At 55.8% G+C, this 21,380-nt stretch carries 17 protein-coding genes; 10 read left to right on the top strand and 7 right to left on the bottom strand.

Annotated elements, in window-relative coordinates; all coding sequences use genetic code 11:
* The first annotated feature begins 7 nt into the window (after window positions 1-7).
* From M495_RS12210 to M495_RS12190, 5 genes are all read left to right on the top strand, one after another.
* Window positions 8-823, top strand: a complete 816-nt coding sequence (locus M495_RS12210) for an HpcH/HpaI aldolase family protein (protein ID WP_020826970.1) — start codon at window positions 8-10, stop codon at window positions 821-823.
* A 1-nt stretch (window position 824) separates the two neighbouring features.
* Window positions 825-1,805: a hydroxyacid dehydrogenase gene (locus tag M495_RS12205; RefSeq protein WP_020826969.1), complete on the top strand. Its 981-nt coding sequence runs from the start codon at window positions 825-827 to the stop codon at window positions 1,803-1,805.
* Between the two features lie 22 nt (window positions 1,806-1,827).
* Window positions 1,828-2,823 carry an inositol 2-dehydrogenase gene (iolG, locus tag M495_RS12200; protein ID WP_020826968.1) on the top strand — a complete coding sequence of 332 codons (996 nt, stop codon included), beginning with the start codon at window positions 1,828-1,830 and terminating at the stop codon, window positions 2,821-2,823.
* 5 nt (window positions 2,824-2,828) lie between these two features.
* Window positions 2,829-3,950 carry a Gfo/Idh/MocA family protein gene (locus M495_RS12195; protein ID WP_236615031.1) on the top strand — a complete coding sequence of 374 codons (1,122 nt, stop codon included), beginning with the start codon at window positions 2,829-2,831 and terminating at the stop codon, window positions 3,948-3,950.
* Window positions 3,951-4,111: 161 nt separating this feature from the next.
* Entirely contained in the window at window positions 4,112-5,038 is a 927-nt protein-coding gene (locus M495_RS12190; protein WP_020826966.1) for a substrate-binding domain-containing protein, read from the top strand.
* Between the two features lie 127 nt (window positions 5,039-5,165).
* Here the strand turns inward: M495_RS12190 and M495_RS12185 are convergent, their stop codons facing one another.
* From M495_RS12185 to M495_RS12170, 4 genes are all read right to left on the bottom strand, one after another.
* Window positions 5,166-6,602: a 6-phospho-beta-glucosidase gene (locus M495_RS12185; RefSeq protein WP_020826965.1), complete on the bottom strand. Its 1,437-nt coding sequence runs from the start codon at window positions 6,600-6,602 to the stop codon at window positions 5,166-5,168.
* Window positions 6,603-6,738: 136 nt separating this feature from the next.
* On the bottom strand, window positions 6,739-7,473 hold the full coding sequence (locus tag M495_RS12180) for a MurR/RpiR family transcriptional regulator (RefSeq protein ID WP_020826964.1): 735 nt from the start codon (window positions 7,471-7,473) through the stop codon (window positions 6,739-6,741).
* An 89-nt stretch (window positions 7,474-7,562) separates the two neighbouring features.
* Complete coding sequence (locus M495_RS12175) at window positions 7,563-8,870, bottom strand: MFS transporter (RefSeq protein WP_020826963.1); 1,308 nt, start codon at window positions 8,868-8,870, stop codon at window positions 7,563-7,565.
* 91 nt (window positions 8,871-8,961) lie between these two features.
* Complete coding sequence (locus tag M495_RS12170; protein WP_020826962.1) at window positions 8,962-9,912, bottom strand: 2-hydroxyacid dehydrogenase; 951 nt, start codon at window positions 9,910-9,912, stop codon at window positions 8,962-8,964.
* A 725-nt stretch (window positions 9,913-10,637) separates the two neighbouring features.
* Between M495_RS12170 and M495_RS12165 the strand changes: the two genes are divergently transcribed.
* The 3 genes from M495_RS12165 to M495_RS12155 are packed head-to-tail and all read left to right on the top strand — an operon-like array spanning window position 10,638 to window position 14,685.
* Complete coding sequence (locus tag M495_RS12165; RefSeq protein WP_020826961.1) at window positions 10,638-11,111, top strand: (2Fe-2S)-binding protein; 474 nt, start codon at window positions 10,638-10,640, stop codon at window positions 11,109-11,111.
* Window positions 11,108-13,390 (top strand): xanthine dehydrogenase family protein molybdopterin-binding subunit, encoded by a 2,283-nt coding sequence (locus tag M495_RS12160; RefSeq protein WP_020826960.1) that lies wholly within the window; start codon window positions 11,108-11,110, stop codon window positions 13,388-13,390. Before M495_RS12165 ends, M495_RS12160 begins: the two co-directional genes overlap by 4 nt.
* Window positions 13,387-14,685 carry a cytochrome c gene (locus tag M495_RS12155; RefSeq protein WP_020826959.1) on the top strand — a complete coding sequence of 433 codons (1,299 nt, stop codon included), beginning with the start codon at window positions 13,387-13,389 and terminating at the stop codon, window positions 14,683-14,685. Before M495_RS12160 ends, M495_RS12155 begins: the two co-directional genes overlap by 4 nt.
* Before the next feature lie 260 nt (window positions 14,686-14,945).
* On the opposite strand, the gene M495_RS12150 is transcribed toward M495_RS12155, so the two are convergent.
* Window positions 14,946-15,857: a DMT family transporter gene (locus M495_RS12150; RefSeq protein ID WP_020826958.1), complete on the bottom strand. Its 912-nt coding sequence runs from the start codon at window positions 15,855-15,857 to the stop codon at window positions 14,946-14,948.
* A gap of 124 nt (window positions 15,858-15,981) precedes the next feature.
* Here M495_RS12150 and M495_RS12145 point away from each other — a divergent pair, with 124 nt between their 5' ends.
* Both M495_RS12145 and M495_RS12140 read left to right on the top strand, forming a co-directional pair.
* Window positions 15,982-16,551 carry a helix-turn-helix domain-containing protein gene (locus tag M495_RS12145; protein WP_020826957.1) on the top strand — a complete coding sequence of 190 codons (570 nt, stop codon included), beginning with the start codon at window positions 15,982-15,984 and terminating at the stop codon, window positions 16,549-16,551.
* 132 nt (window positions 16,552-16,683) lie between these two features.
* A complete protein-coding gene (locus M495_RS12140) occupies window positions 16,684-18,627 on the top strand; it encodes a DUF3857 domain-containing protein (RefSeq protein ID WP_020826956.1) in 1,944 nt (647 codons plus the stop codon).
* A gap of 50 nt (window positions 18,628-18,677) precedes the next feature.
* Here M495_RS12140 and ggt read toward each other — a convergent pair whose 3' ends face one another.
* On the bottom strand, window positions 18,678-20,351 hold the full coding sequence (gene ggt / locus M495_RS12135) for a gamma-glutamyltransferase (protein WP_020826955.1): 1,674 nt from the start codon (window positions 20,349-20,351) through the stop codon (window positions 18,678-18,680).
* Window positions 20,352-20,503: 152 nt separating this feature from the next.
* Complete coding sequence (locus M495_RS12130; RefSeq protein WP_041414568.1) at window positions 20,504-21,367, bottom strand: LysR substrate-binding domain-containing protein; 864 nt, start codon at window positions 21,365-21,367, stop codon at window positions 20,504-20,506.
* Between the last annotated feature and the right edge of the window lie 13 nt (window positions 21,368-21,380).

Below are 21,380 nucleotides of genomic sequence, written 5' to 3'. Positions count from 1 at the left end.
AGCCGCAATGAAACGCAATAACGTCAAAAAGCGTTGGGATGAGGGGCAAACGGTGTTGAACGGCTGGCTGAGCGTTGCCAGTTCCTTTACCGCCGAGATTATGGCTGAGCAGGGGTACGATGCGCTCACGATAGACCTCCAGCATGGGTTTGTCGGTTACGAGCAGGCAACCCATATGCTGCAGGCGATGCGCGCCAGCGGTATAGCCCCGCTGGTCAGGGTGCCCTGGCTCGAACCGGGTATGATCATGAAGGCGCTGGATGCCGGGGCCTGGGGCATTATTTGCCCGATGGTAAACACTGCCAAACAGGCCCGTACCCTGGTTTCCTGCGTGCGTTATCCCCCCACTGGCAGCCGGAGTTTCGGCCCCACCCGTGCGGTGATTTCTGCCGGAGCGGACTATGGTCAATTTGCCGATGAGCAGGTGGTCTGTCTGGCTATGATCGAGACGGCCGAGGCCGTTGAAAATATCGAATCCATTGTGGCTACGCCAGGTCTGGACGGCGTTTACATCGGCCCGGCGGATCTGACGCTTGGCTTGACCGGTCGAAAATACCGTACCGGGTTTGATCGAGACGAGCCCGAAATCATCGAAGCCATAAAGCATATCCTGGCCACGGCGCATCGTGCAGGCAAGAAGGCAGGGTTGCATAACGGCACTGCCGCCTATGCCGCGCAAGCCGCTGAATGGGGCTTTGACCTGGTGACGGTATCCAACGACGTACAACTGCTGCGGTCCGCGGCTTCAGCCAGCGTGGCGCAGTTTCGTCAGTTGAATGGCGAAGTCAAAGACGCAGAGCACGCCGTTCGGGGAGGATACTGAAATGCCGCATGTACTGGTGGCCGGAAAAATCCACGATGCCGGTTTGGCCATCTTACGCAACGCACCTGGCTTTACGGTACAGCTGGTGGCGGAAGTGAGCGTGGAAAGTTACGCGCCTTATCTTGCCGAGGCCGATGCATTGTTGATTCGCACCCAACCCTTGAGCGCGAAAGAAATCCAGACGGCTCGGCGACTCAGGATCGTCTCGCGCCATGGCGTGGGTTATGACTCGGTGGACGTGGCGGCTTTGACCGAACGACAGATCCCACTGACCATTATCGGCGATGTCAATTCACTGTCGGTAGCTGAACATACCTTCTCCTTGCTGTTGGCTTTGGCTAAACGTCTCTGTTACTTCGACCGCAGTATTCGTGAAGGTGAATGGAACAGACGCAACGGGTTTTCCGCGATGGAAATGGCCGGAAGGACGCTTTTCATCCTGGGTTTCGGCCGTATTGGCAGGGAGGTGGCCCGGTTGGCTAAAAGTTTCCGCATGCGCGTTACGGCCTACGATCCCTATCTTCCAGACGAGGTGTTTACCCAGCTCGGCGTTGAAAGAATGGGTGACATCAGCACAGGGCTGAAGACCGCCGATGCGGTCACTGTTCACCTTCCACTCAGTGACGAGAAACCGCTGATTGGCCGACAGCAGTTGGCGACGATGAAACCGGGCGCACTGTTGATCAACACCGCACGAGGGGGAATTGTCGATGAAGAGGCGCTCGCGGAAGCCTTGCAAAGCGGACATCTCGGCGGCGCCGGTTTAGACGTGCTGAAACAGGAGCCGGCAAACCTGGGCTCGACACTGTTAGCGCAAACTGAACGGCTGATCCTCACGCCACACTCTGCCGGGCTCACTGCAGAGGCGGCGATGCGAATGTCAGTGTCGGCCGCTTCCAATATCCTCGATTTTTTCAATGGTCAGCTCGAGAGCGGACTGGTGGTTAATCAGCAGGCCCTGAAGCTTCATGGCCATAAATAACTGACTTCTTATGGAGACTGTCATGATCAGAATTGCGATTCTCGGTGCCGGGCGTATCGGTCAGGTACATGCGGCGAATGTGGCTCGTCATAACGATGCTTTTCTTACCGCTGTTGCAGACCCTGTTATCGAAAATGCCAAAGCGTTGACCGCGGCCTGGGGGGGCGTTGCGTTAGCTGACCCGCTTGAAGCCATTCAAAACCCTGATATTGATGCCGTCATCATAGGCACACCCACGCATACCCATATTGATCTGATGCTGGCCGCGGCTAAAGCCGGCAAGGCGGTACTGTGCGAAAAGCCGGTGGATTTGGATATCAACAAGGCGTATGCGGCGCAAAGGGCACTGGGCGAGCATGCCAGTCAGGTCATGCTGGGCTTCAATCGCCGGTTTGATCTGGGGTTTAGTGAGATTAACCAACGTATCCGCAGTGGCGATATTGGCGACCTTCATCAGGTGATCATTACCAGTCGAGATCCTGGATTGGCGCCCATGGGCTATTTGAAAAACTCGGGAGGAATTTTCCGCGACATGGTGATCCACGATTTTGACCTTGCCCGCTGGATCCTGGGCGAAGAGCCGGTGGAGGTGTTTGCAACCGGCAGCCGTCTGTTCGCCCCTGAACTGGAGGCGTTGGGCGATTATGACACTGTAATGGTGCAATTGCGCACCGCCTCAGGCAAACAGTGTCAGATCAACTGCAGTCGCCAGGCAATCTATGGCTATGACCAACGTATGGAGGTCTTCGGTTCCGGGGGGATGTTGTTGAATGACAACCTGCGGGCGACTCCGGTTAGACGTTATAGCAAGCAAGAAACCGAAGCGCGTGGGCCATTGCTTAACTTCTTCATGGAGCGCTATAGCGATGCCTACCGGCTGGAAATAGACGCTTTTATCTCGGCAATTAAGCAGGGCACACCTATGCCGATCACGGTGCATGACGGTTGCATGGCCCTGAGGTTGGCGGATGCCGCTCAGCTTTCCGCAGACACTCATGCGGCTGTGGCGCTGGATTGAGGAGAATGGCGATGCAAAAAATCGGTATTGGACTTATTGGCACCGGCTTTATGGGGAAATCGCACGCCAGAGCCTGGCGTGCCGCTGCCACGCTTTCCGGTGATATTCAGCCGGTATTAATCAGCGTGGCGGATATTGACGCCGCTGCGGCTGAAAGCGCCGCGCAGCAGTTTGGTTTTATGCGCTGGACCCAACGCTGGCAAGATCTGATCGACGATCCGGATATTGATGTTATTTCGATAACCTCACCAAACAGGTTTCACGCCGAACAGGCCCTTGCCGCCATCGCGGCGGGGAAACATGTGCACTGTGAAAAGCCCTTGGCACCGGACAGCGAGACCGCTGAGCGAATGCGCCTTGCGGCAGAGAAAGCCGGTGTCTTCACCCAGGTGGGGTTCAATTACATTAAAAACCCGTTGCTGAAGTTGGCTCGCCAGATGATAGCCAACGGCGATTTAGGCGAGATTACCGGCTTTAGGGGGATCCACGCGGAGGATTTCATGGCGGATCCTGCAATCCCCTGGTCGTGGCGGTTAGATCCGGCCGGAGGGGCCGGCGCGGTGGCGGATTTGGGCAGCCATATTTTGGGTATGGCCAGATTTTTGCTCGGCCCGGTAAGCGAAGTGTTCGCCGATCTCGATACGGTGATTAAAGCTCGGCCGGAAAGCGCAGGTTCGAGGGTGCTGAAACCGGTAGAGGTTGACGACATTGCGCGTCTGACCCTGATATTTGCTCGTGGCTGCCGCGGTCATATAGAAGCCAACTGGGTCGCCACGGGCCATAAAATGCAGCTGGGGTTTGAAGTCACCGGTACCCAGGGGGCCCTGAGCTTCAATCAGGAACGTTTTAACGAAATCCAGTATTTCCGTTATGACGGCCCTAGCGGCCTGAACGGCTTTAAAACGCTGGTTGCCGGGCCGGAGCACGCGCCTTACGGGCTTTTTTGTCCGGCTCCGGGGCACCAACTGGGGTTCAACGATCTAAAAACCATTGAAATGCTTGAGTTCATTCAGTCAATTCAGCAGGGAGACTCACAAGGGCCAGATTTTAAAGAGGCGGTTGAAATACAGCGTCTGGTGGACGCTGCGGTACGCTCATCCGCGGAACGAAACTGGATCGCACTCTGACGAGTCCGTTCGTATGGCAGGTTCCTTTTGGGATGTTCTGACGTACGGGCGGCGTCACCTGCGTTAGCTATGCCGTACAGGCCAACGCAATGTCATAGCAGTAAATAATTAACCCTTCGTACTGAAATTACACGCTATTCACCATTAATGGGAAAACGATTATGAAGAAAATTATCTTACTCTGTCTTTCATTGCTCTCGCTCAGCCCTTCGGTATTTGCTGTGCAGGTTGGCGTCAGCATTGCCCAAATGGATGATGTTTTTCTCTCGAGGTTACGTGGCTACATTATCGAAAGAGCAAAAACACACCCGGATCTAAAATTACAGTTTGAAGATGCCCAGGGGGCGGTAGATAAGCAACTGAGTCAGGTGCAGAGTTTCATCAATGGGAAAGTGGACGTGATTATTGTTAATCCGGTCGACACCCAGGGCACCAAAAATATCACCGAGGCCGCCAGAAAGGCCAAAATACCGCTGATTTATCTTAACCGTATGCCCTCGGACTCCACCATGGGCAATGGCATCAGTTATATCGGCAGCGACGAGATTGAAGCCGGCAGGTTACAGATGCAATACCTGGCTGAACTGGTCAAGGATCGTAAAAGCGTCAACGTCGCCATTATGAAAGGGCTATTGAGTAACGATGCCACTCGTTTTAGAACCCAAGGGGCGAAAGAGATTATTGCCAAGAATCCCAACATGCACGTCATTCTGGAAGACACGGCCAAGTGGATGCGTGAAGATGGCATGAATCTGATGAATAACTGGATATTGTCAGGCGACAAAATCGATATTCTTTCCTCTAATGCTGATGAAATGGCGATTGGCGCAGCTATGGCGATTAAAAGTAATGGCAAGAGCGTCGGTAAAGATATTCTGATTGGTGGAACCGATGGCGGACCAAATGGCCTGCAGGCGATAAAAAAGGGCATGCTGACGGTCACAGTGTTCCAGGATGCCAAATCGCAGGCCTACGGCGCGGTCGATATGGCGGAGCAAGCGGCAAAGGGGGAAGCTATCAAGGACGTGAACTTTATTCCTTTCCAACTGGTTACTCCCCAGAACTATGAGAAGTTTATGACCCCCTAGCCGGTAACTGCAAGTGCAGGTTACGCTGCTGTCATGCGGTGACGGTAATGTTTTATCGATACCGCATGAGGTTATATCGTGGGCATGAAAAAGGGCGGTAAAACCGCCCTGAAGAAATTCACCCTGATTAAAGCTGTTCGCCGTTGCTGGCGATCACGGTGCGGTACCAGTCGAAACTCTTTTTGCGCGAACGCTCGAGGGTGCCGGTGCCATCATCGTGTTTGTCGACGTAGATAAAGCCGTAACGCTTGCCGTATTCACCGGTGGTGAAGGACACGCAGTCAATGCAGCCCCACGGGGTGTAACCAATCAGGTCCACGCCGTCTTCGATGACCGCTTTTTTCATCTGTTCAATGTGCGCGCGCAGATAGTCGATACGATAGTCATCGTTGATCTGGCCGTCAGCCTCTACCTTGTCGAATGCACCGAAGCCGTTCTCAACGATAAACAGCGGTTTCTGGTAACGCTCGTACAAAACGTTCAGCGAGTAACGCAGCCCGACCGGGTCAATTTGCCAGCCCCAGTCCGAGGCTTTGACATGCGGGTTCGGGACGTTACCGGGGAAACTGAACATTTCGTTGTCGCTGCTCACCGCATCGGCCTGCAGGGCGTTGCTCATGTAGTAGCTGAAACCGATGTAGTCCGCGCAACCTTCGCGCAGGGTTTGTTCGTCCTGCGGTTGCATCTCAATCTGGAAGCCTTTGCGCTCCCAGTCACGCAGCAGGTACGACGGATAGTAGCCGCGCACTTGTACGTCGGTGTACAGGTAGCGCGAGTGCATGGCTTCGACGCTGTACATGACGTCGTCCGGTTTGCAGGAGTACGGGTAGAAGGGGACGCAGGCCAGCATGCAGCCAATTTGGAATTCCGGGTTAATCTGGTGACCGAGTTTCACTACCAGGGCGCTGGCAACAAACTGATGGTGCAAGACCTGATAAAGCGTCTGCTCCGGGTTCTCTTCCTGGGTATACACCACGCCGGAGCAGCAGTAGCCAAACAGCGGATACTGGTAGTTGCTCTGGTTGTTGATCTCATTAAAGGTCATCCAGTATTTCACTTTGTGCTGATAACGGCGCAGCACCACTTCGCTGAAGCGTACGAAGAAATCGACCACCTTCCGGTTCTTCCAGCCGCCATATTCCTTCACCAGGTGATAAGGCATTTCAAAGTGGGACAGGGTGATCACCGGCTGGATATTGTATTTCAGCAGTTCATCAAACAAATCGTCGTAAAACTGCAGACCGGCTTCGTTTGGCTCATGTTCATCGCCATTCGGGAAGATACGCGTCCAGGCGATAGAGGTGCGGAAGCATTTAAAGCCCATTTCGGCGAATAACGCCACGTCCTGCTTGTAACGGCCGTAAAAGTCCACCGCTTGGTGATTAGGGTAACGATAGCCTTCCTGCACGCCGTCGGTCATAACGCGATCCACACCGTGAGAACCGCCCGACAGAACGTCGGCGATGCTTGGACCTTTGCCGCCCTGATCCCAACCGCCCTCAACCTGGTGCGCCGCCACGGCGCCGCCCCACAGAAAATCTTTCGGTAACTGTTGTTGTTTCATCGTAGGTTTCTCATCGGATTATTATCAGAAAGCACTGAACTGCCGGAATGAGAATATAGTAGCAAGCCGAAATGGAATGTCACGATATAACAAATCACCACTCAGGTGACGTGTCACATTAAAAAAACAGGCTGTTTTATTTTGCGTAATTAATATGCCCAAGCCGCTTGCCGATGGTTTCGATAATGTAAATGACCGGGATTTGGGTGGTGATATTGTGTTGCCCGGCGATCAACTGCGGGGGAACGTGGTATGAGAGGTTAAAGTCCGCCATGCGTGCCAGCGAGGAGGTTTCGTTGTTGGTGATGCTGATGATTTTGCAGTGATGCAGGCTGAACTGGCTGGCGAGGCGCAAAATTTCTTCGGTCTCTCCAGACACCGAAAGTATTATTGCGACCGCGCTTTTATACATGTCGCTATTGATGGGATAATAAGGGTCGTCGATATGGGTGCTGAATTTTCCAACGTTGGAAAAGAAACGCGCGCCGTATTTCCCCAATGCTCCGGAGGTGCTGACGCCGACGAAAATAATGCGCTCAGCAGCGGCAATATGCTGCACCGCCTGATCTAACAGTTGATTAAATTCGTCGTTATTAATGCTTTTAAAGAAGCTGATGATTTCGCTGGTGCCGAAATCCATCGGCGGTGCTTCGGTCTGCTCAAGATACAGCTTGAAGCGGATGCGAAATTCGGAGTAGCCGTCGCAGCCCATTTTCTTGCAAAAGCGCAGTACGGTAGTGGTGGATACCCCGGCGGCCTCGGCCAGTTCGCGGATGGTCATATACATCACCGGGTTCTTGTTTTTGGTGATGTAGTTATAAACCAACAATTCCAGCGCATTGAGTTCGGCGATTGCTTTATGGGTAAACATAGACCTAATCCAGCGAGTAACAACAGACCTTAATCAGCGGGCTAACATAGCAGATTTTGCCGTAGCCCGCTCGTGGTTTTCGTTGTTATTCAGGCCCGTTTGGCGTTGTCCAGCAGTTTGTCGTGCGTCGGTTCACTGCCGGTCAGGTCACATTCCTTCGGCAAACGCCAGGCGATGATGCCGGCGATGATCAGTGAGACTGCAAGACCGCATACCGCCACGTTCTGGCCATAGAGGTAGATCATCACCCCTACCAGATAAGGCCCGCAGAAGCCGCCCAGGTTGCCGAGGCCGTTAATCACGCCGCGTGCGCCGCCGGCGACCTCTGCGGAGGCGATACGCCCAGGCATGGACCAGAACGGGCTGGTGGCGGCTTTGAGGAAGAAGCCGCACACTACCAACGCAATGTAGGCCGCCACCACGTTATGACGCAGCACCACCGAAGCCAGTAGCGCCGCAGCAAAGCAGAACAATGAAACCATCACCCACAGGCGGCGTTTGCCGGTTTTATCGGTAAGCACTGAAATCAGGTAGATCCCCAACAGCGTCGCGACGAATGGCAAGATTGCCAGGAAGCCGACCGAGGCCATGTTACCGCCGGTCAGGTTTTTTAAAATGGTGGGCAGCCACAGGGTGTAGCCGTAGTCGCCGGTTTGATAGAAAAAGTTCAGCAGCACCAGCTTCATCAAGCCCTTGTTACGGAAGACATCTCTCAGTGGTGCTTTGCTGACCGGTTGCAGTTTGCTGCGTTCTTGCCGTTCGCGCGTTAGTTCGGTTATCAGATAGTCGCGCTCACGGGCCGGCAGCCAGCGCGCTTCCTGTGGGCGGTCGCTGATCAGCAGCCACCACACGGCCAATACCACCAGCGACAACAGGCCTTCGATGATAAACAACCAACGCCAGTCGAATGCGTTAATGATGGCGCCAGAGATCGGGGCGGTGAGCATGCCACCCAATGGGGCGAACATCATGACAAAGGCGTTGGCGCGGCCCAGTTCTTTTTCCGGGAACCAGTTGCTGATCATGGTTAACACTACCGGTAACATACCGCCTTCAGAGATGCCCAATACGAAGCGTAATACCAGCAGTTGATAGTGGTTAGTGACAAAGCCGGTCGCAACTGACACCACCGCCCAGGCACACAGGGACCAGGCAATAAAGCGCTTGCCGCTGCCGTTGACCGCGATGCGTCCGCCGGGAACCTGCAAAAACAGATAACCGATAAAAAAGATGCCACTGGCCAGCCCGGCCATCTGGCTGGTAATGCCCAGGTCGGTCTCCATACCGCCGGGCAGCGCAAAACTGATATTAACCCGGTCCATAAAGGAAATGATGCAGGCGATCAGGATCGGGGCAATAACCCGCAGCCAGCGGGTGTTGGGTATTTTATTATCCATGGCGATCTCTCTTTATAGGGCGCAGGGAGAACCTCTCAATGAAGAGGTTCTGTGATTCGGCGGTAATAAAATCGAAAAGAAAACGCGTCAGTTACTCGATGGCGTGGGGCAGCGGCGCCCGGTTGAAAAAGGCTTCAACGTTGGCAAACACGATATCGCTCATCTTTTGCCGGGTTTCCTGGGTGGCGCTGGCGATATGCGGTTGCAGCACCACGTTTTCCATGGCGATCAGTTCTGCAGGAACCTCGGGTTCGTGGGCATAAACGTCTAGCCCGGCACCGGCGATGGCGCCACTTTGCAGGGCGCTAATCAGGTCGGGTTCATTAACGATGCTGCCGCGAGCAATGTTAATCACCAGCGCGTGCGACGGCAGGGCGTCGAATACCGCCTTGTCCACCAGGCCGGCGCTGTCTTTACCGCCGGAAATAGCAATGATAAAGAAGTCGCTTTCCCGCGCTAAAGTCAGCAGATCTGGGAAATAGCGATAGGGCAGCGAACTGTCCTGCGTGTGGCTGGCGTATTGAATACGCATATTGAAACCGGCGGCGCGTTGGGCGATGGCGCGGCCAATGTTACCCATGCCGAAAATGCCCAGCCGTTTGCCGCTGACCTGCACCGACAGGCCCGGCGCTTCTTTCAGCCAGCGACCTTCACGCACAAAACGATCGTTGTGGCACAGCTGACGAGCGGTAGCCAGCAACAATCCCAGAGCCATATCCGCCACGTCTTCCGTCAAGGCGCCGGAGGTGATGGTGACGGCAATGCCGTGTTTACGGGTGTAATTCAGATCAATCGCGTCAGTGCCTACGCCGAACACCGCAATCAGCCCGAGGTTGGGTAATTGTTCAAGCACTGGCGTCTCGACCCCAATATCCCCCCGAGTGACGACCGCACGGAAGGCCGCACCTTTTTCGGCCAGAAAAGCGGCCGCACCCTCTTGTTCATACAACCGATGTACCACAAAGGCTGCCTCAAGGCGGGCCAGCAGGTTATCCATTACTGGGGCAATCAACAGCACTTCATTGGATGTAGAGGTCGTCATGGTTTCACCTGTCAATAATTAGCGTTACTTCGTATTGCTATAAAAGCGGTTTTCGGCAGGCGGTTTTGCGACAGATATCACGCTGAAGAGTGTTAAAAAACTGTGTTACCCGTAATGTGATCGACGGAAGGAAAAGGGTGACTGTCACCGGGGAAGAGCAGCAAAAACTGCCGTATTGCGAGCGAAAATCAGGCTGAGCGCGCAGATCCCGGTCATTTAACGGATGGGTAACATGGGTGCGTAACAAGCGGGGGGAGGCAACAAAAAGAAAAGCCGCACCTGAGTGCGGCCGAGCGTTCACGAAGAACAAAACAAGGACAAAAATTCCGGTAGACAGGCCCTGAAGCAAACCTCAGAGACAGATCATGATGATAAGCAAAATATTTTCGGGTGTGAAATGCCGAATATGGCTTAGTTAGTCGAATTAATAGATAAATAATCAGCCACTTACTTCCTCTCAGTTTCATGCGCGGCACGGGTTTCCTCGTTGGTCGCCAGCAGACCGTACGCTGTAGATCCTTCCGTCAACGACTGGTGCGCAATCACTACGTCCTGCTCTAATGCCACTCGAAATTGATGATAAATACCCACTTTTCGTTAAAGCAATTGGCACTACATACCCTTAACATTAGAAAGTCTTTTAATGATTATAATTAGCATGCTGTGAATTATTCACCGCAGTGATATTACGGAGCAATCCGTTTGGTTAAGGATATGTATTCACCATGGAAATAAAAATAAACGGCCGGATGGTCGCACTGGGCGCCATTTCACCCGAAACGCCGCTACTCTACGTGTTACGCAATGATCTGGGCCTGAATGGCCCCAAATATGGCTGTGGCCTCGGGGAGTGCGGTGCTTGCACGGTACTGATCGACGGCGTTGCCGCCCGTTCCTGTTCCATTCCACTGAGTGGCGTTATCGATAAATCCATCACTACGCTGGAAGGCCTGAGCGAGGCGGGGCAACTGCACCCGGTTCAACAAGGCTTTATCGATGAGCAGGCCGCGCAGTGCGGTTATTGCACCAACGGCATGATCATGACGCTGGTTGCTCTGTTTGAGCGAAATCCGCAGGCAGATGAACAAGAAATCAAAAATGAGCTGGCTTATAACCTGTGCCGCTGCGGCACCCATATTGAGATCCTGCGTGCTGCCGCCAAAGCCCGTCAGCTGTTGGCGGAAAGGGGGCAAGCATGAGCCGCCTGGAAATAACGCGCCGCCGCCTGTTGCAGGCCGGTGGCCTGGTAATGGTCAGCAGCCTGTTGCCTGTGTCGCTTAATGCCCTGGCAACGACGCCAGAGGTAGGCGGCGATCTGCCGCTCGATCGCGTGGACAGCTTTATCGGCCTGACCGCCGATGGCCGTGTCACCGCATTTAACGGCCATGTGGATCTTGGCACCGGTATTCGCACCGCATTGGCACAGATTGTTGCCGATGAAATCAGCGTACCTTTCGAGCACGTTACGGTGATTTTGGGTGACACCCAGCGCACGCCGGATCAGGGGCCGACCATCGCCAGCGCCACGATTCAGGTGACCGCTATACCGCTGCGCCAGGCAGCCGCACAGGTGCGACAATTGCTGCTGGCACTGGCCGCAAAGGCCTTTGCGTTACCGGTGGAACGCCTGCAGGCTGAAAATGGCCGGGTATTTGCGAGGGACAAACCCAACGTCAGTCTGAGCTATGGTGAACTGGCCCGCGGGCAAAATTTACAGGTGGCCCTGGATAAAACCATCAGGCTGAAGAGCGTGGCGGAGAGCCGTTACGTGGGCAAGGCGGTGCCGCGGGTGGATATCCCGGCCAAGGTGACCGGCCAACTGACCTATGTGCATGACCTCCGCCTGCCGGGCATGCTGCATGGCAGAGTGGTGCGCCCGCCTTATATCGGCGCCGACAGCAGCGCCCCGTTGGGCAGCGGCCTGCTGTCGGTTGACCATGATTCCATTGCCCATTTGCCTGGCATTGTAAAACTGGTGGTGATTAACGATTTCATCGGTATCGTCGCCGAACGCGAAGAGCAGGCGATTGCCGCCATGCGGCAACTGAAAACCGTCTGGCGTCCCTGGTCCGGTTTACCCGATCTTTCGCTTACAGGATTGCATAAGGCCCTGGTGGAAAACCCCAAAACGGATCGCGTGCTGCGTGATGATGCCGGGGTCGATGCCGCTTTGGCCTCGTTGCATACCGAGGTCAATGCTGATTACGTCTGGCCTTACCATCAACACGCGTCGATCGGCCCGTCCTGTGCGGTGGCCGACGTCGGTCGCGATCGCGCAGAAATCTGGTCAGGCACGCAAAATCCTCACGATTTGCGTAAGGACATCGCTCATTTGCTCGATTGGCGGCCAGAGCAGGTCCATATCAATCGCATGGAAGCCTCCGGCTGCTATGGTCGCAACTGTGCCGATGACGTCTCCGCTGACGCTGCGCTGTTATCGCAGGCCACCGGCAAGCCGGTCAGGGTGCAGTTGATGCGTGAACAAGAGGCAGGTTGGGAACCCAAGGGCACCGGGCAACTGATGCGAGTCCGCGGCGGGTTGGATAAGCACAATCAGGTGGCGGCTTACGAACTGAAAACCAGCTACCCTTCAAACAACGCTGTGACGTTGTCACTGGTACTGGCCGGTAAAGTGCCCAATCTGGCAGACGTGCAGCAGATGGGCGACAGAACCGCCATTCCCCAATATGAATATCCCAATATGCGGGTGGTGTGCCAGGACGCGGCGCCAATTGTGCGGGCTTCGTGGATGCGTGGGGTCTCGGCGTTACCCAACGTGTTCGCCCACGAATCCTGGATTGATGAACTGGCGTGGCGAGCCGGGCAGGATCCGATCGCATTCCGCCTGCAATATCTGAAAGACCCGCGTGCCGTGGCGCTGATTCAAGCGTTGAAAAAGCAGGCCAATTGGCAGGATGGCCCGGCCTACCGCAGCCCGGTGTCCGGCGATCCTGAATGGGTGACGGGGCGCGGCTTTGCCTATGCGCGTTATTTCCACAGTAAATTCCCTGGGTTTGGTGCCGCCTGGGCGGCCTGGGTGTGCGATCTCAGCGTTAATCGCCACAGCGGTCAGATCAAGCTGGATAAAATCTTCGTTGCCCATGACTGCGGCCGCATCATCAACCCGGCAGGGGTTCGTCACCAGGTGCACGGCAATATCATTCAGTCCGCCAGCCGGGTGCTGAAAGAGTTCGTCACCTTTGACTCTGCGTCCGTGACGTCGCTGGATTGGGGCGGTTATCCGATCCTGCGGTTTGACGAGTTACCGCAGGTTGATATCCAACTGCTGGACTATCCGGATGAACCCTCTATGGGGGCAGGAGAATCTGCCTCGGTGCCGAGCGCGGCGGCGATCGCCAATGCGTTGTTCGACGCGCTGGGCGTGCGTCTGCGAGAGGTACCTTTTACCCCTGAGCGAGTGGTAAAGGCGTTAAAACAGCAGGCTTCCGGCAGCGCAGAAAGGGATAAGTCACTATGAGCAGCATAAAGAAAATCGCCGGTTGGGGCAGTCTGACGGTCGTTGCCGCCGTGGTCATTGGGGCGATAGCCAGCTGGCAATCAGAAATAGCGCCGCTGGAGGAAAAGGATCATCACGTTTTTAGTCAGCAACAGATCGCCCAAGGGAAAGTGCTGGCCGATCTCGGCGACTGCGCGGTGTGCCATACCCGGCCCGGCGGCGAGCGCAATACCGGCGGATTGGCGATGGAGATTCCGTTCGGTACCATTTACAGCACCAATATCACCCCGGATAACGACACCGGCATTGGGAAATGGTCGTATGCCGCCTTTGAACGAGCGATGCGTCATGGGGTTGATCGCGAAGGGCACTATCTCTACCCGGCCTTTCCCTACACGGCGTTTACCCGCACCAGCGATGAAGATCTGCAGGCCTTGTACGCCTACCTGATGTCGCAACCGGCCGTGAAATATCAGCCGCCGGCCACCGAGTTGAGTTTTCCGTTTAACATTCGCCAGGGCATCGTCACCTGGAACTGGCTGTTCCTCAAGCCTGGCGCCATGAAGGCCGATCCGACACAAAGCGCCGAATGGAATCGCGGGGCCTATCTGACCGAAGGCCTTGGCCACTGTAGCGCCTGCCACTCGCCGCGCAACCTGATGTTTGGCGAGAAAGGCGGCGCTGAGCACCTGAGCGGCGGCGTGGCGGAAGACTGGACTGCTCCGTCGCTAACCGGCAGCTCTTTGGCACCGCTGGAGTGGACACAAGATGATTTGCTCAGCTTTATGCGCACTGGGTATTCGGCAAATCACGGCGTGGCAGCCGGGCCGATGGCACCGGTGATCGAAGAGGGGCTTTCGCGGTTGCCGGAGCAAGACTTGCAGGCCATAGCCACTTATCTGCGCACTTATCATCCGAGCGAGTCTAAGGTGACAGAAGCCAAACGTTTGAATGAATGGGCCGAGTCGCGGACCGAGCCGTTAACCACGGAAGGCGCACGTATTTTCTCCGGTGCCTGTATGGCATGCCATGCTCAGGAAAAGGGGGCTCAGCTGATCGGCGTTCGACCTTCACTGGCGCTGAACACCAACCTGTATGCCGATAAGCCGGACAATGCCATTCGGGTGGTGCTGGACGGCATTCAACGGCCGGCCAATAGCAACCTGGGCTATATGCCGGCATTTCGCCATAACCTGAACGACAGGCAGATCGCCGAATTGCTTAACTATCTGCGGCAAAACTATGCGGGGAAAGCGCCGTGGCCCGAGCTGCAAGCGCAGGTCAGTCACTTACGCGATCAAACGGCGGAAAAATAGATCCATTAGCTTGAGAAGCGGGGCCACCAAGGCCCCGTTATCGTCAATAACGCACAGCTCATTCCAGTAACTGAAACGGATGCTCTGCTTCAGTCGGTCATTCCACACGTAGCGTGCCATCGTTAACTCCTCCCGTGTCTGGTTAAATAAATAACAGCTCTTGCCGGCCAGGGCGAATACGTTAATTCGCTGAGCTTTTGATATTTTTGGGATAGGCGTTTCGCTTATCATTCGGCAACGAACGGTTTTAAAAATCGCGCTCAGGGTTGTTGATCACCGACCACGCGCACGGGTTTTCTCGCCCGCACCAGTCGCCAGCCAAAGTTCATGCCCGCTGCCGCAAGCAAGATGGCGGCGGCGCCCGACAGCTGCATCAGGCTAAGGCGGTGTCCGAATACCGCCCAGTCGACGATAATCGCCACCACGGGATAGATGAAAGATAACGCGCCTACCAGGGCAGTGGGGATTTTCTGGATGGCACTGTACAGCAGGGAAGACATCAGCCCGGTGTGCACCAGACCCAGGGTCGCCAGCAGCAACCAGCCGTTAGCCGTCGACGGCAGTTGGGCCCAGCCGGCGAACGGTGCCAGCAGTACGACGCCCAGAGTGAGCTGAATCAGCACGATCAGGTGCGGCGGCACCCCTTTCAAACGCTTGACGATCGCCGCCGCTACCGCATACATAAAGGCAGCGCCCAGCGCCAGCAACACGCCAGTGAAGTAATCGGCACTGGTATCGCCGCCATCTTGTTTACCGCTAATGATCAGCAACATGCCGACGAAGGCCAGTACCAGCCAGCCAAACTTGGTCGCCGTCATTTTTTCGCCGAAAAACAGCACCCCGAGCCCAACCAGCATAAAGGGCTGGACGTGGTAGGTGACGGTCGCCACCGCAATAGAGGCATGGCTGTAAGCGCCGAACAACATTACCCAGTTCAACACCAGGGCTACACCGCCCAGCACCGCAATGGCAGCCTGACGTCGGGTTAACATGTCTTTTTTAAGTAGGCCAAGCAGGGCGCAGGCGATCAGCATCGCTAGCGCGCCAAACGCGCAGCGCCAGAAAACCACCGTAGCGGGCGGTTGCCCCAGCAGCATTACCGGCCAGCCCACGGTTCCGGAAATGACCATGGCGAGGGTCATCTGTAATACGCCGCCGGTTCTTATCTTCATTTCCCTTCTCCCTGTTAGTGCGCTTGCCGCCGTTGGCGGTTATCATTAAAATGAACAACTGAACATTATGATGAACACTCGATAACTGTTCGTCAAGACGAACAAACGAACGATATGGTGAACAATGAGCGACTTTGTCAGCAATAACGCTACGCCCATCGGGCTGCTTTCGGCCGCCATTCGCCGTGAACGCGAACGATTGGGCCTCTCGGTTACCGAATTGGCTCGCCGAGCCGGCATTGCAAAATCGACGCTTTCGCAGCTGGAAACCGGCAGCGGCAACCCCAGCCTGGAAACCTTGTGGGCGTTGGCGATGGCGTTGGATGTGCCGGTCAGCCGGTTGATTTCTCAGCCACGCCAGCACGTACAGGTGATCCGTGCCCATGAAGGGGTGACCACGGTTTCCGAACAGGCCAACTACGCCGCCACCCTGTTGGCGACCTGCCCGCCAGGGGCACAGCGCGATATTTACCGTCTACAGGTTCAACCGGGCGAAGCCCGCATTTCGCGGCCGCATATGCCGGGTACCATTGAGCATGTGATTATCAGCAGTGGCAGGGCGCTAGTCGGGCCGACGGACCAACCGGTAGAATTGAACGCAGGGGATTACATCAGTTATTCCGCCGACCGCGAGCATATTTTTGACGCTTTGGAGAACGATACTACGGCTGTCATGTTGATAGAGCAGGGTTAGGTCGGTCACACCCGGCCGAATCGGTATTTTATTGAAAACGATTCTCAGTTGTATTAGTGTGCCGCTCTTGCGTCAGTGGTCAGCACTTTATCAATGTCACTGTTATCGTTTAAAAAACTTCAAGGAACGAAGATGAAAATTGTCATCCCTTCTCTCGTGTTGGCCGCTGGACTTGCGGCGACGCACCCGGCAACGCTGTTGGCCGTGGAAGCGCCGTCGGTCGCCACCAAGGATGCCGCCGTTAGCAATGATTTCAGCTTTGTGCGTTACCGCGCGGATTATCAAGTCCATGCCAATGCCAGCAACACCAAGACCGAGAGTTATGAGGTGCTGCTCAAAACCAAGGCGGCAGTCGAGAAGTTCAGCCAAATCCGCCTGAGCTACAGCGAAAAAATGGAAACGCTGAAGGTGGTTTCGGCCTATACGCTGACGGCCGATGGACTGCGCCATGATGTCGCGCCCGATCGCATTTATACCCAGGAAAGCTACTCCAGCGCCTCTGCGCCACTGTATGCCGATCGCAAGGTAAAGGTGATCGTCTTCTCCAACCTGGCACCCGGTTCTCGCGTGGTGTATCAGGTGTTGCGCACGCAAAATACCCCGTACTTCCCGGACTACTTCGGCCTGTGGGAGACCTTCAGCGTCTTTGACCAGTTTGATGACGCCGAGGTCAATTTACAGGCGCCGGCCAATGTGCCGATGCATGTCTTTACCCGAGGAGTAGAGGGCGCAGATAAGCCGCAGATCCGCGACGGTCAGGCCTACTGGCGCTGGCATTACCGGCGCAGTGAACCGCTAGAAGCGCAAAACTGGTCGGCGAACAGCTGGACATTCAGCCCAACCATCATGGCCAGTACCTACCGCGAATGGCCACAGCTGGCCAAAGCCTATCAACAGAAAGCCAATCAGGCGGCCAAGGTGACCCCGGCGATCCAGGCGCTGGCGGATAAAATTACCGACGGCATCAGCGACCGTCGTGAGCAGACGGCGGCGATTTATCGCTGGGTGGCACAGAATATTCGTTATGTGGCGGTCTATTTGGGCAACGGCGGGCTGGAGCCGAATTCGGCGCAGAGCATCCTGGATAACCACTATGGCGATTGCAAGGATCATGTGGTGATGCTCGAGGCGTTGCTGGCCGCCAAGGGCATCGTCAGTTCACCGGTGCTGATCGGCATGGATCAAGGGCCGATATTGCCGAAGGTCCCACTGCTGGGCCGTTTTAACCACGCGATTACCTACGTGCCGGAGTTCAATCTGTATCTGGATTCTACCAGCCCCTGGGCGCGCTTTGGCCAACTGCCGGGGGCTGACCTTGGGGCTCCGGTCCTGCTGACGCGCGAAGCCAAATTGGCGCGTACCCCTGACAATGACGAACAGCGCAACAATACGTCGCTCAGCGTGGACTTCTACTTCGATAAAGCGGGCAATATGCGAGGCCAAACCGAACGCAAGCTGGGTGAGGTGGATGAGATCGACCTGAGAGGCTATTTCTCGCAAATCAATCAGCAGAACCGGGCGCGAGTCGAAGAGAACATCATGGCGTCCTCAGGCATTGATGGCCGTGGGGTTATCGCGATGCACGGCGATGCGTTCGATCTCAAAAAGCCGTTTGCCTACAGTTATAAATTCAAAGCCGAGGATTATGTCGATTTCAGCGTGGTGGGTGGTATGGCCGTACCGACGCCGCCCGGCGGCAAGTCTTTCCGTACGCTTTACTCGACGACGTCCGCCCCGACTAACGAAACGCCGTTCTTCTGCACCGCGCAGCAGTACGACGAGACCTATCGCCTGCACCTGCCCGCCAACGTGCCGATTATCGCCATCCCCAAGAACCAGCAGTTCAGCAATGCGGCCGGCAAATACCAGGTTGAATGGCAGCTCGAAGGGCAACAGGTGGTGGTCAATCATCGGCTACAGCTGAATGCCGTTCGCGGTAAGGACGCGCTCTGTCAGGCACAGGATTATCCTGCCTTCCGCGCATTGTTCCAGCAGGTTCGGCGCGGCTTCCGTGGCCAGGTAGTGTATGGCGAGCTGGCGAACGCCGGGGTTAATTCTGCTGTAGTCACTAAATAGAAACAAAAACACCGGGCGCACCTCTAACGGATCCGCCCGGTGTTTTATCGTTATTTTTTCACTATCAGCCCCATACCGCGGCCACGCGGATCGGAGGCGGTTTCCGGCGTGTCACCCTTGACGCGGATCGCCTGTATGTCCCCCATGTACCAGCCCTGATCTTCCAGTGTGTAACCCATCGCTTTCAACTGTTCAGCCACTTTGCCGGTCAGTGGAGCAAAAGCGTCGTAGAAGATAGTGTCTTTAGGCAACAGTTGGTGATGGACGCGCTGCGCGGCCACCGCTTGTTGCAGCGGTAACTGGTAATCATAGAGATTGTTTATCACCTGGAAAATCGAGGTGAAAATGCGAGAACCGCCAGGGGTGCCGATCACCAGGCTAACGTTGCCGTCGCGGGTGATAATGGTCGGGCTCATGGACGAAAGCATGCGTTTACCCGGTTCAATGGCGTTGGCGTCGCTTCCGACCACGCCAAAGGCATTGGCCACGCCCGGTTTGGCGCTGAAGTCGTCCATTTCGTCATTCAACAGGAAGCCAGCCCCTTTCACCACCACGCCGCTGCCGAAGTCCCAGTTTAGCGTATAGGTATTGCTGACCGCGTTACCCTGCGCGTCAACAATCGAGAAATGCGTGGTTTGATGGGGTTCCAACCCAGGCCGTACCTTCTCGGTCGGTGAAATGGCGGTCGGATTGATCTCCGCAGCCCGCTTTTGCAAATAATCCGGGGCGACCAATTGAGCAACCGGCACCTTGGCAAAGTCAGGATCGCCGAGGTAATCGGCGCGATCGGCAAAGACGCGCTTTTCGATTTCCGACAGTAAGTGAATATAGCGGGCGGAGTTCAGCTCGACGCCTTTGAAATCTGCAGCACGATCTTCCTTTATGCCCAGCAACTGCGCCAGCGCGATGCCGCCGGAGCTCGGCAGCGGGGCGGTATAAAGGGTATTGCCGCGCCAGGCGATTTTCATCGGTTCGCGCCATTTCACCCGGTAGTCTGTCAGATCGTCCTGGGTGATCAGGCCGCCATCGCGTTGCATCTGGGCGATCAGCAGCTTGGCCGTTTCCCCCTGATAGAAGTCGTCAGCACCTTTGTTAGCGATGCGTTCCAGCGTTTTGGCCAGCTCCGGCTGTTTAAACACCGCGCCGGGTTTCATGCTGCCAAAGTAATCGCCGAAGTTGGTTTTGTCGGCGAACAGCTTATTGGCATCCTCACGGTATTGGTATTGCTGACCGGCCACCTTAAAGCCTTGTTGCGCATAGCCGATAGCCGGGGTCAGCAGTTCTGCCCAGGGCAACTTGCCGAAGCGTTTATGCGCTTCCCACAGCCCGAGTACCGTGCCGGGTACGCCGGCGGCCTTGGTGCCCACCAGGCTGAGGTTCTCGATCACTTCGCCTTTTTCGTTAAGGTACATGGTTTTAGTGGCCGCTTTGGGGGCGACTTCCCGGTAGTCGAGGAAGTAGGGCTTGCCGTCGACGTACAGGGTCATAAAACCGCCGCCGCCAATGTTGCCGGCCTCCGGGTAGGTCACTGCCAGCGTAAAGGCGGTGGCGACCGCAGCATCGACGGCATTACCGCCGGCCTGCAAAATTTGTGCGGCCACTTTGGCACCGTATTGATCCGGCGCCGCTACGGCACCGGCGTTCAAATTAGCGGCGAATACCGAAGGACTGAGGGTGGCCAGCGCCACGCTGAGTGCCAATGTTTTCAATAAACCAGAATGCATAGCCTTTCCTTTTCGAATTGAACGATGACAGGTGAATTCAATCTCAACAACCACTTAGCACCATTGTTTAAGCTTTTTCTGGCGCTTGATTGAAAGTAGCACCGCTCAATCCGCCGCGCTTTATCCGGCGTTTGGAAGCGTGAGGTAGAACGTTAAATCACCGCCGGCAATTGTGTTAGTAACCACTCACAAAAATGCCGGGCGAGCGGGTTGTTCTCGCTATCGCGATGAATAAGCCAGGCCCACTGAGGGCCACGCACGCTTTGCTCCGTCATCGGCTGCAATACCCCACGTGCCTGAGCCTGTTGCGCCAGCATTTCGCTGACCAGAGCGATGCCCAGGCCGTCGCAGGCCGCATCCAACAGCAGGCCGGGATCGGAGAAGTTCAGGCCGTGGCTGCTTTGCCCAACGTTGGCGCCGCCCTGAACGGCCCAATGGCTCCAGTCCATCTCGCGTTCGCCGTGCAGGGTGGTGCGTTGTGCCTTGTCCTGTTTCAGCAGCTCAGGATGGCAAGCCGGATAGAGCCGATCCTGATGCAGCATTTTGAGGCTACATTCAATTTGCGCACTGAGATCGTCACGGATCGCCAGATCGACGGTTTCGGTCGCCATATCCGGCGGGTCGAAGGTGGTGAACAGCCAAAGGTCGATATCCGGGTGCTGCCGGTGGAAGCTTTTAAGGCGCGGAACCAGCCAGTGACGGGCGAACGCCGGCGTGGTGTTGACGATCAACTGGTTGGGTTTGCGGTACTGCTCCAGACGGCGGATGCCAACGGCCAACTGTTGCAGCATCACCTGGGCGGTGCTGTAGAGATCCTGACCGGCATCTGTCAGGCTGACGCTGCGGCCGCTACGGAAAAACAGCGGTTGCTCCAGGAAAGCTTCCAGGCTGCGAATTTGTTGGCTGATCGCCGACTGAGTGAGGTGCAGCTCATCGGCGGCCTGGTGGAAACTGCCCAGCCGGGCGGCGGCTTCAAAACCGCGCAGGGCGTTCATCGGGGGCCAGTGCTTTAACATTATTGATAAGCCT

It is taken from the genome of Serratia liquefaciens ATCC 27592, assembly GCF_000422085.1.
Lineage (GTDB): Bacteria > Pseudomonadota > Gammaproteobacteria > Enterobacterales > Enterobacteriaceae > Serratia > Serratia liquefaciens.
Note: the sequence above shows the minus strand (reverse complement) of the source record. Positions and strands in the feature narration are given on the sequence as shown.

Coding starts and splice junctions, on each gene's coding strand:
- M495_RS12170 (WP_020826962.1), bottom strand. CDS start 9,912: ATGACGACCTCTACATCCAATGAAGTGCTGTTGATTGCCCCAGTAATG.
- M495_RS12150 (WP_020826958.1), bottom strand. CDS start 15,857: ATGAAGATAAGAACCGGCGGCGTATTACAGATGACCCTCGCCATGGTC.
- M495_RS12210 (WP_020826970.1), top strand. CDS start 8: ATGAAACGCAATAACGTCAAAAAGCGTTGGGATGAGGGGCAAACGGTG.
- M495_RS12175 (WP_020826963.1), bottom strand. CDS start 8,870: ATGGATAATAAAATACCCAACACCCGCTGGCTGCGGGTTATTGCCCCG.
- M495_RS12185 (WP_020826965.1), bottom strand. CDS start 6,602: ATGAAACAACAACAGTTACCGAAAGATTTTCTGTGGGGCGGCGCCGTG.
- M495_RS12190 (WP_020826966.1), top strand. CDS start 4,112: ATGAAGAAAATTATCTTACTCTGTCTTTCATTGCTCTCGCTCAGCCCT.
- M495_RS12165 (WP_020826961.1), top strand. CDS start 10,638: ATGGAAATAAAAATAAACGGCCGGATGGTCGCACTGGGCGCCATTTCA.
- M495_RS12205 (WP_020826969.1), top strand. CDS start 825: ATGCCGCATGTACTGGTGGCCGGAAAAATCCACGATGCCGGTTTGGCC.
- M495_RS12160 (WP_020826960.1), top strand. CDS start 11,108: ATGAGCCGCCTGGAAATAACGCGCCGCCGCCTGTTGCAGGCCGGTGGC.
- ggt (WP_020826955.1), bottom strand. CDS start 20,351: ATGCATTCTGGTTTATTGAAAACATTGGCACTCAGCGTGGCGCTGGCC.
- M495_RS12140 (WP_020826956.1), top strand. CDS start 16,684: ATGAAAATTGTCATCCCTTCTCTCGTGTTGGCCGCTGGACTTGCGGCG.
- M495_RS12195 (WP_236615031.1), top strand. CDS start 2,829: ATGGCGATGCAAAAAATCGGTATTGGACTTATTGGCACCGGCTTTATG.
- M495_RS12145 (WP_020826957.1), top strand. CDS start 15,982: ATGAGCGACTTTGTCAGCAATAACGCTACGCCCATCGGGCTGCTTTCG.
- iolG (WP_020826968.1), top strand. CDS start 1,828: ATGATCAGAATTGCGATTCTCGGTGCCGGGCGTATCGGTCAGGTACAT.
- M495_RS12155 (WP_020826959.1), top strand. CDS start 13,387: ATGAGCAGCATAAAGAAAATCGCCGGTTGGGGCAGTCTGACGGTCGTT.
- M495_RS12130 (WP_041414568.1), bottom strand. CDS start 21,367: ATGTTAAAGCACTGGCCCCCGATGAACGCCCTGCGCGGTTTTGAAGCC.
- M495_RS12180 (WP_020826964.1), bottom strand. CDS start 7,473: ATGTTTACCCATAAAGCAATCGCCGAACTCAATGCGCTGGAATTGTTG.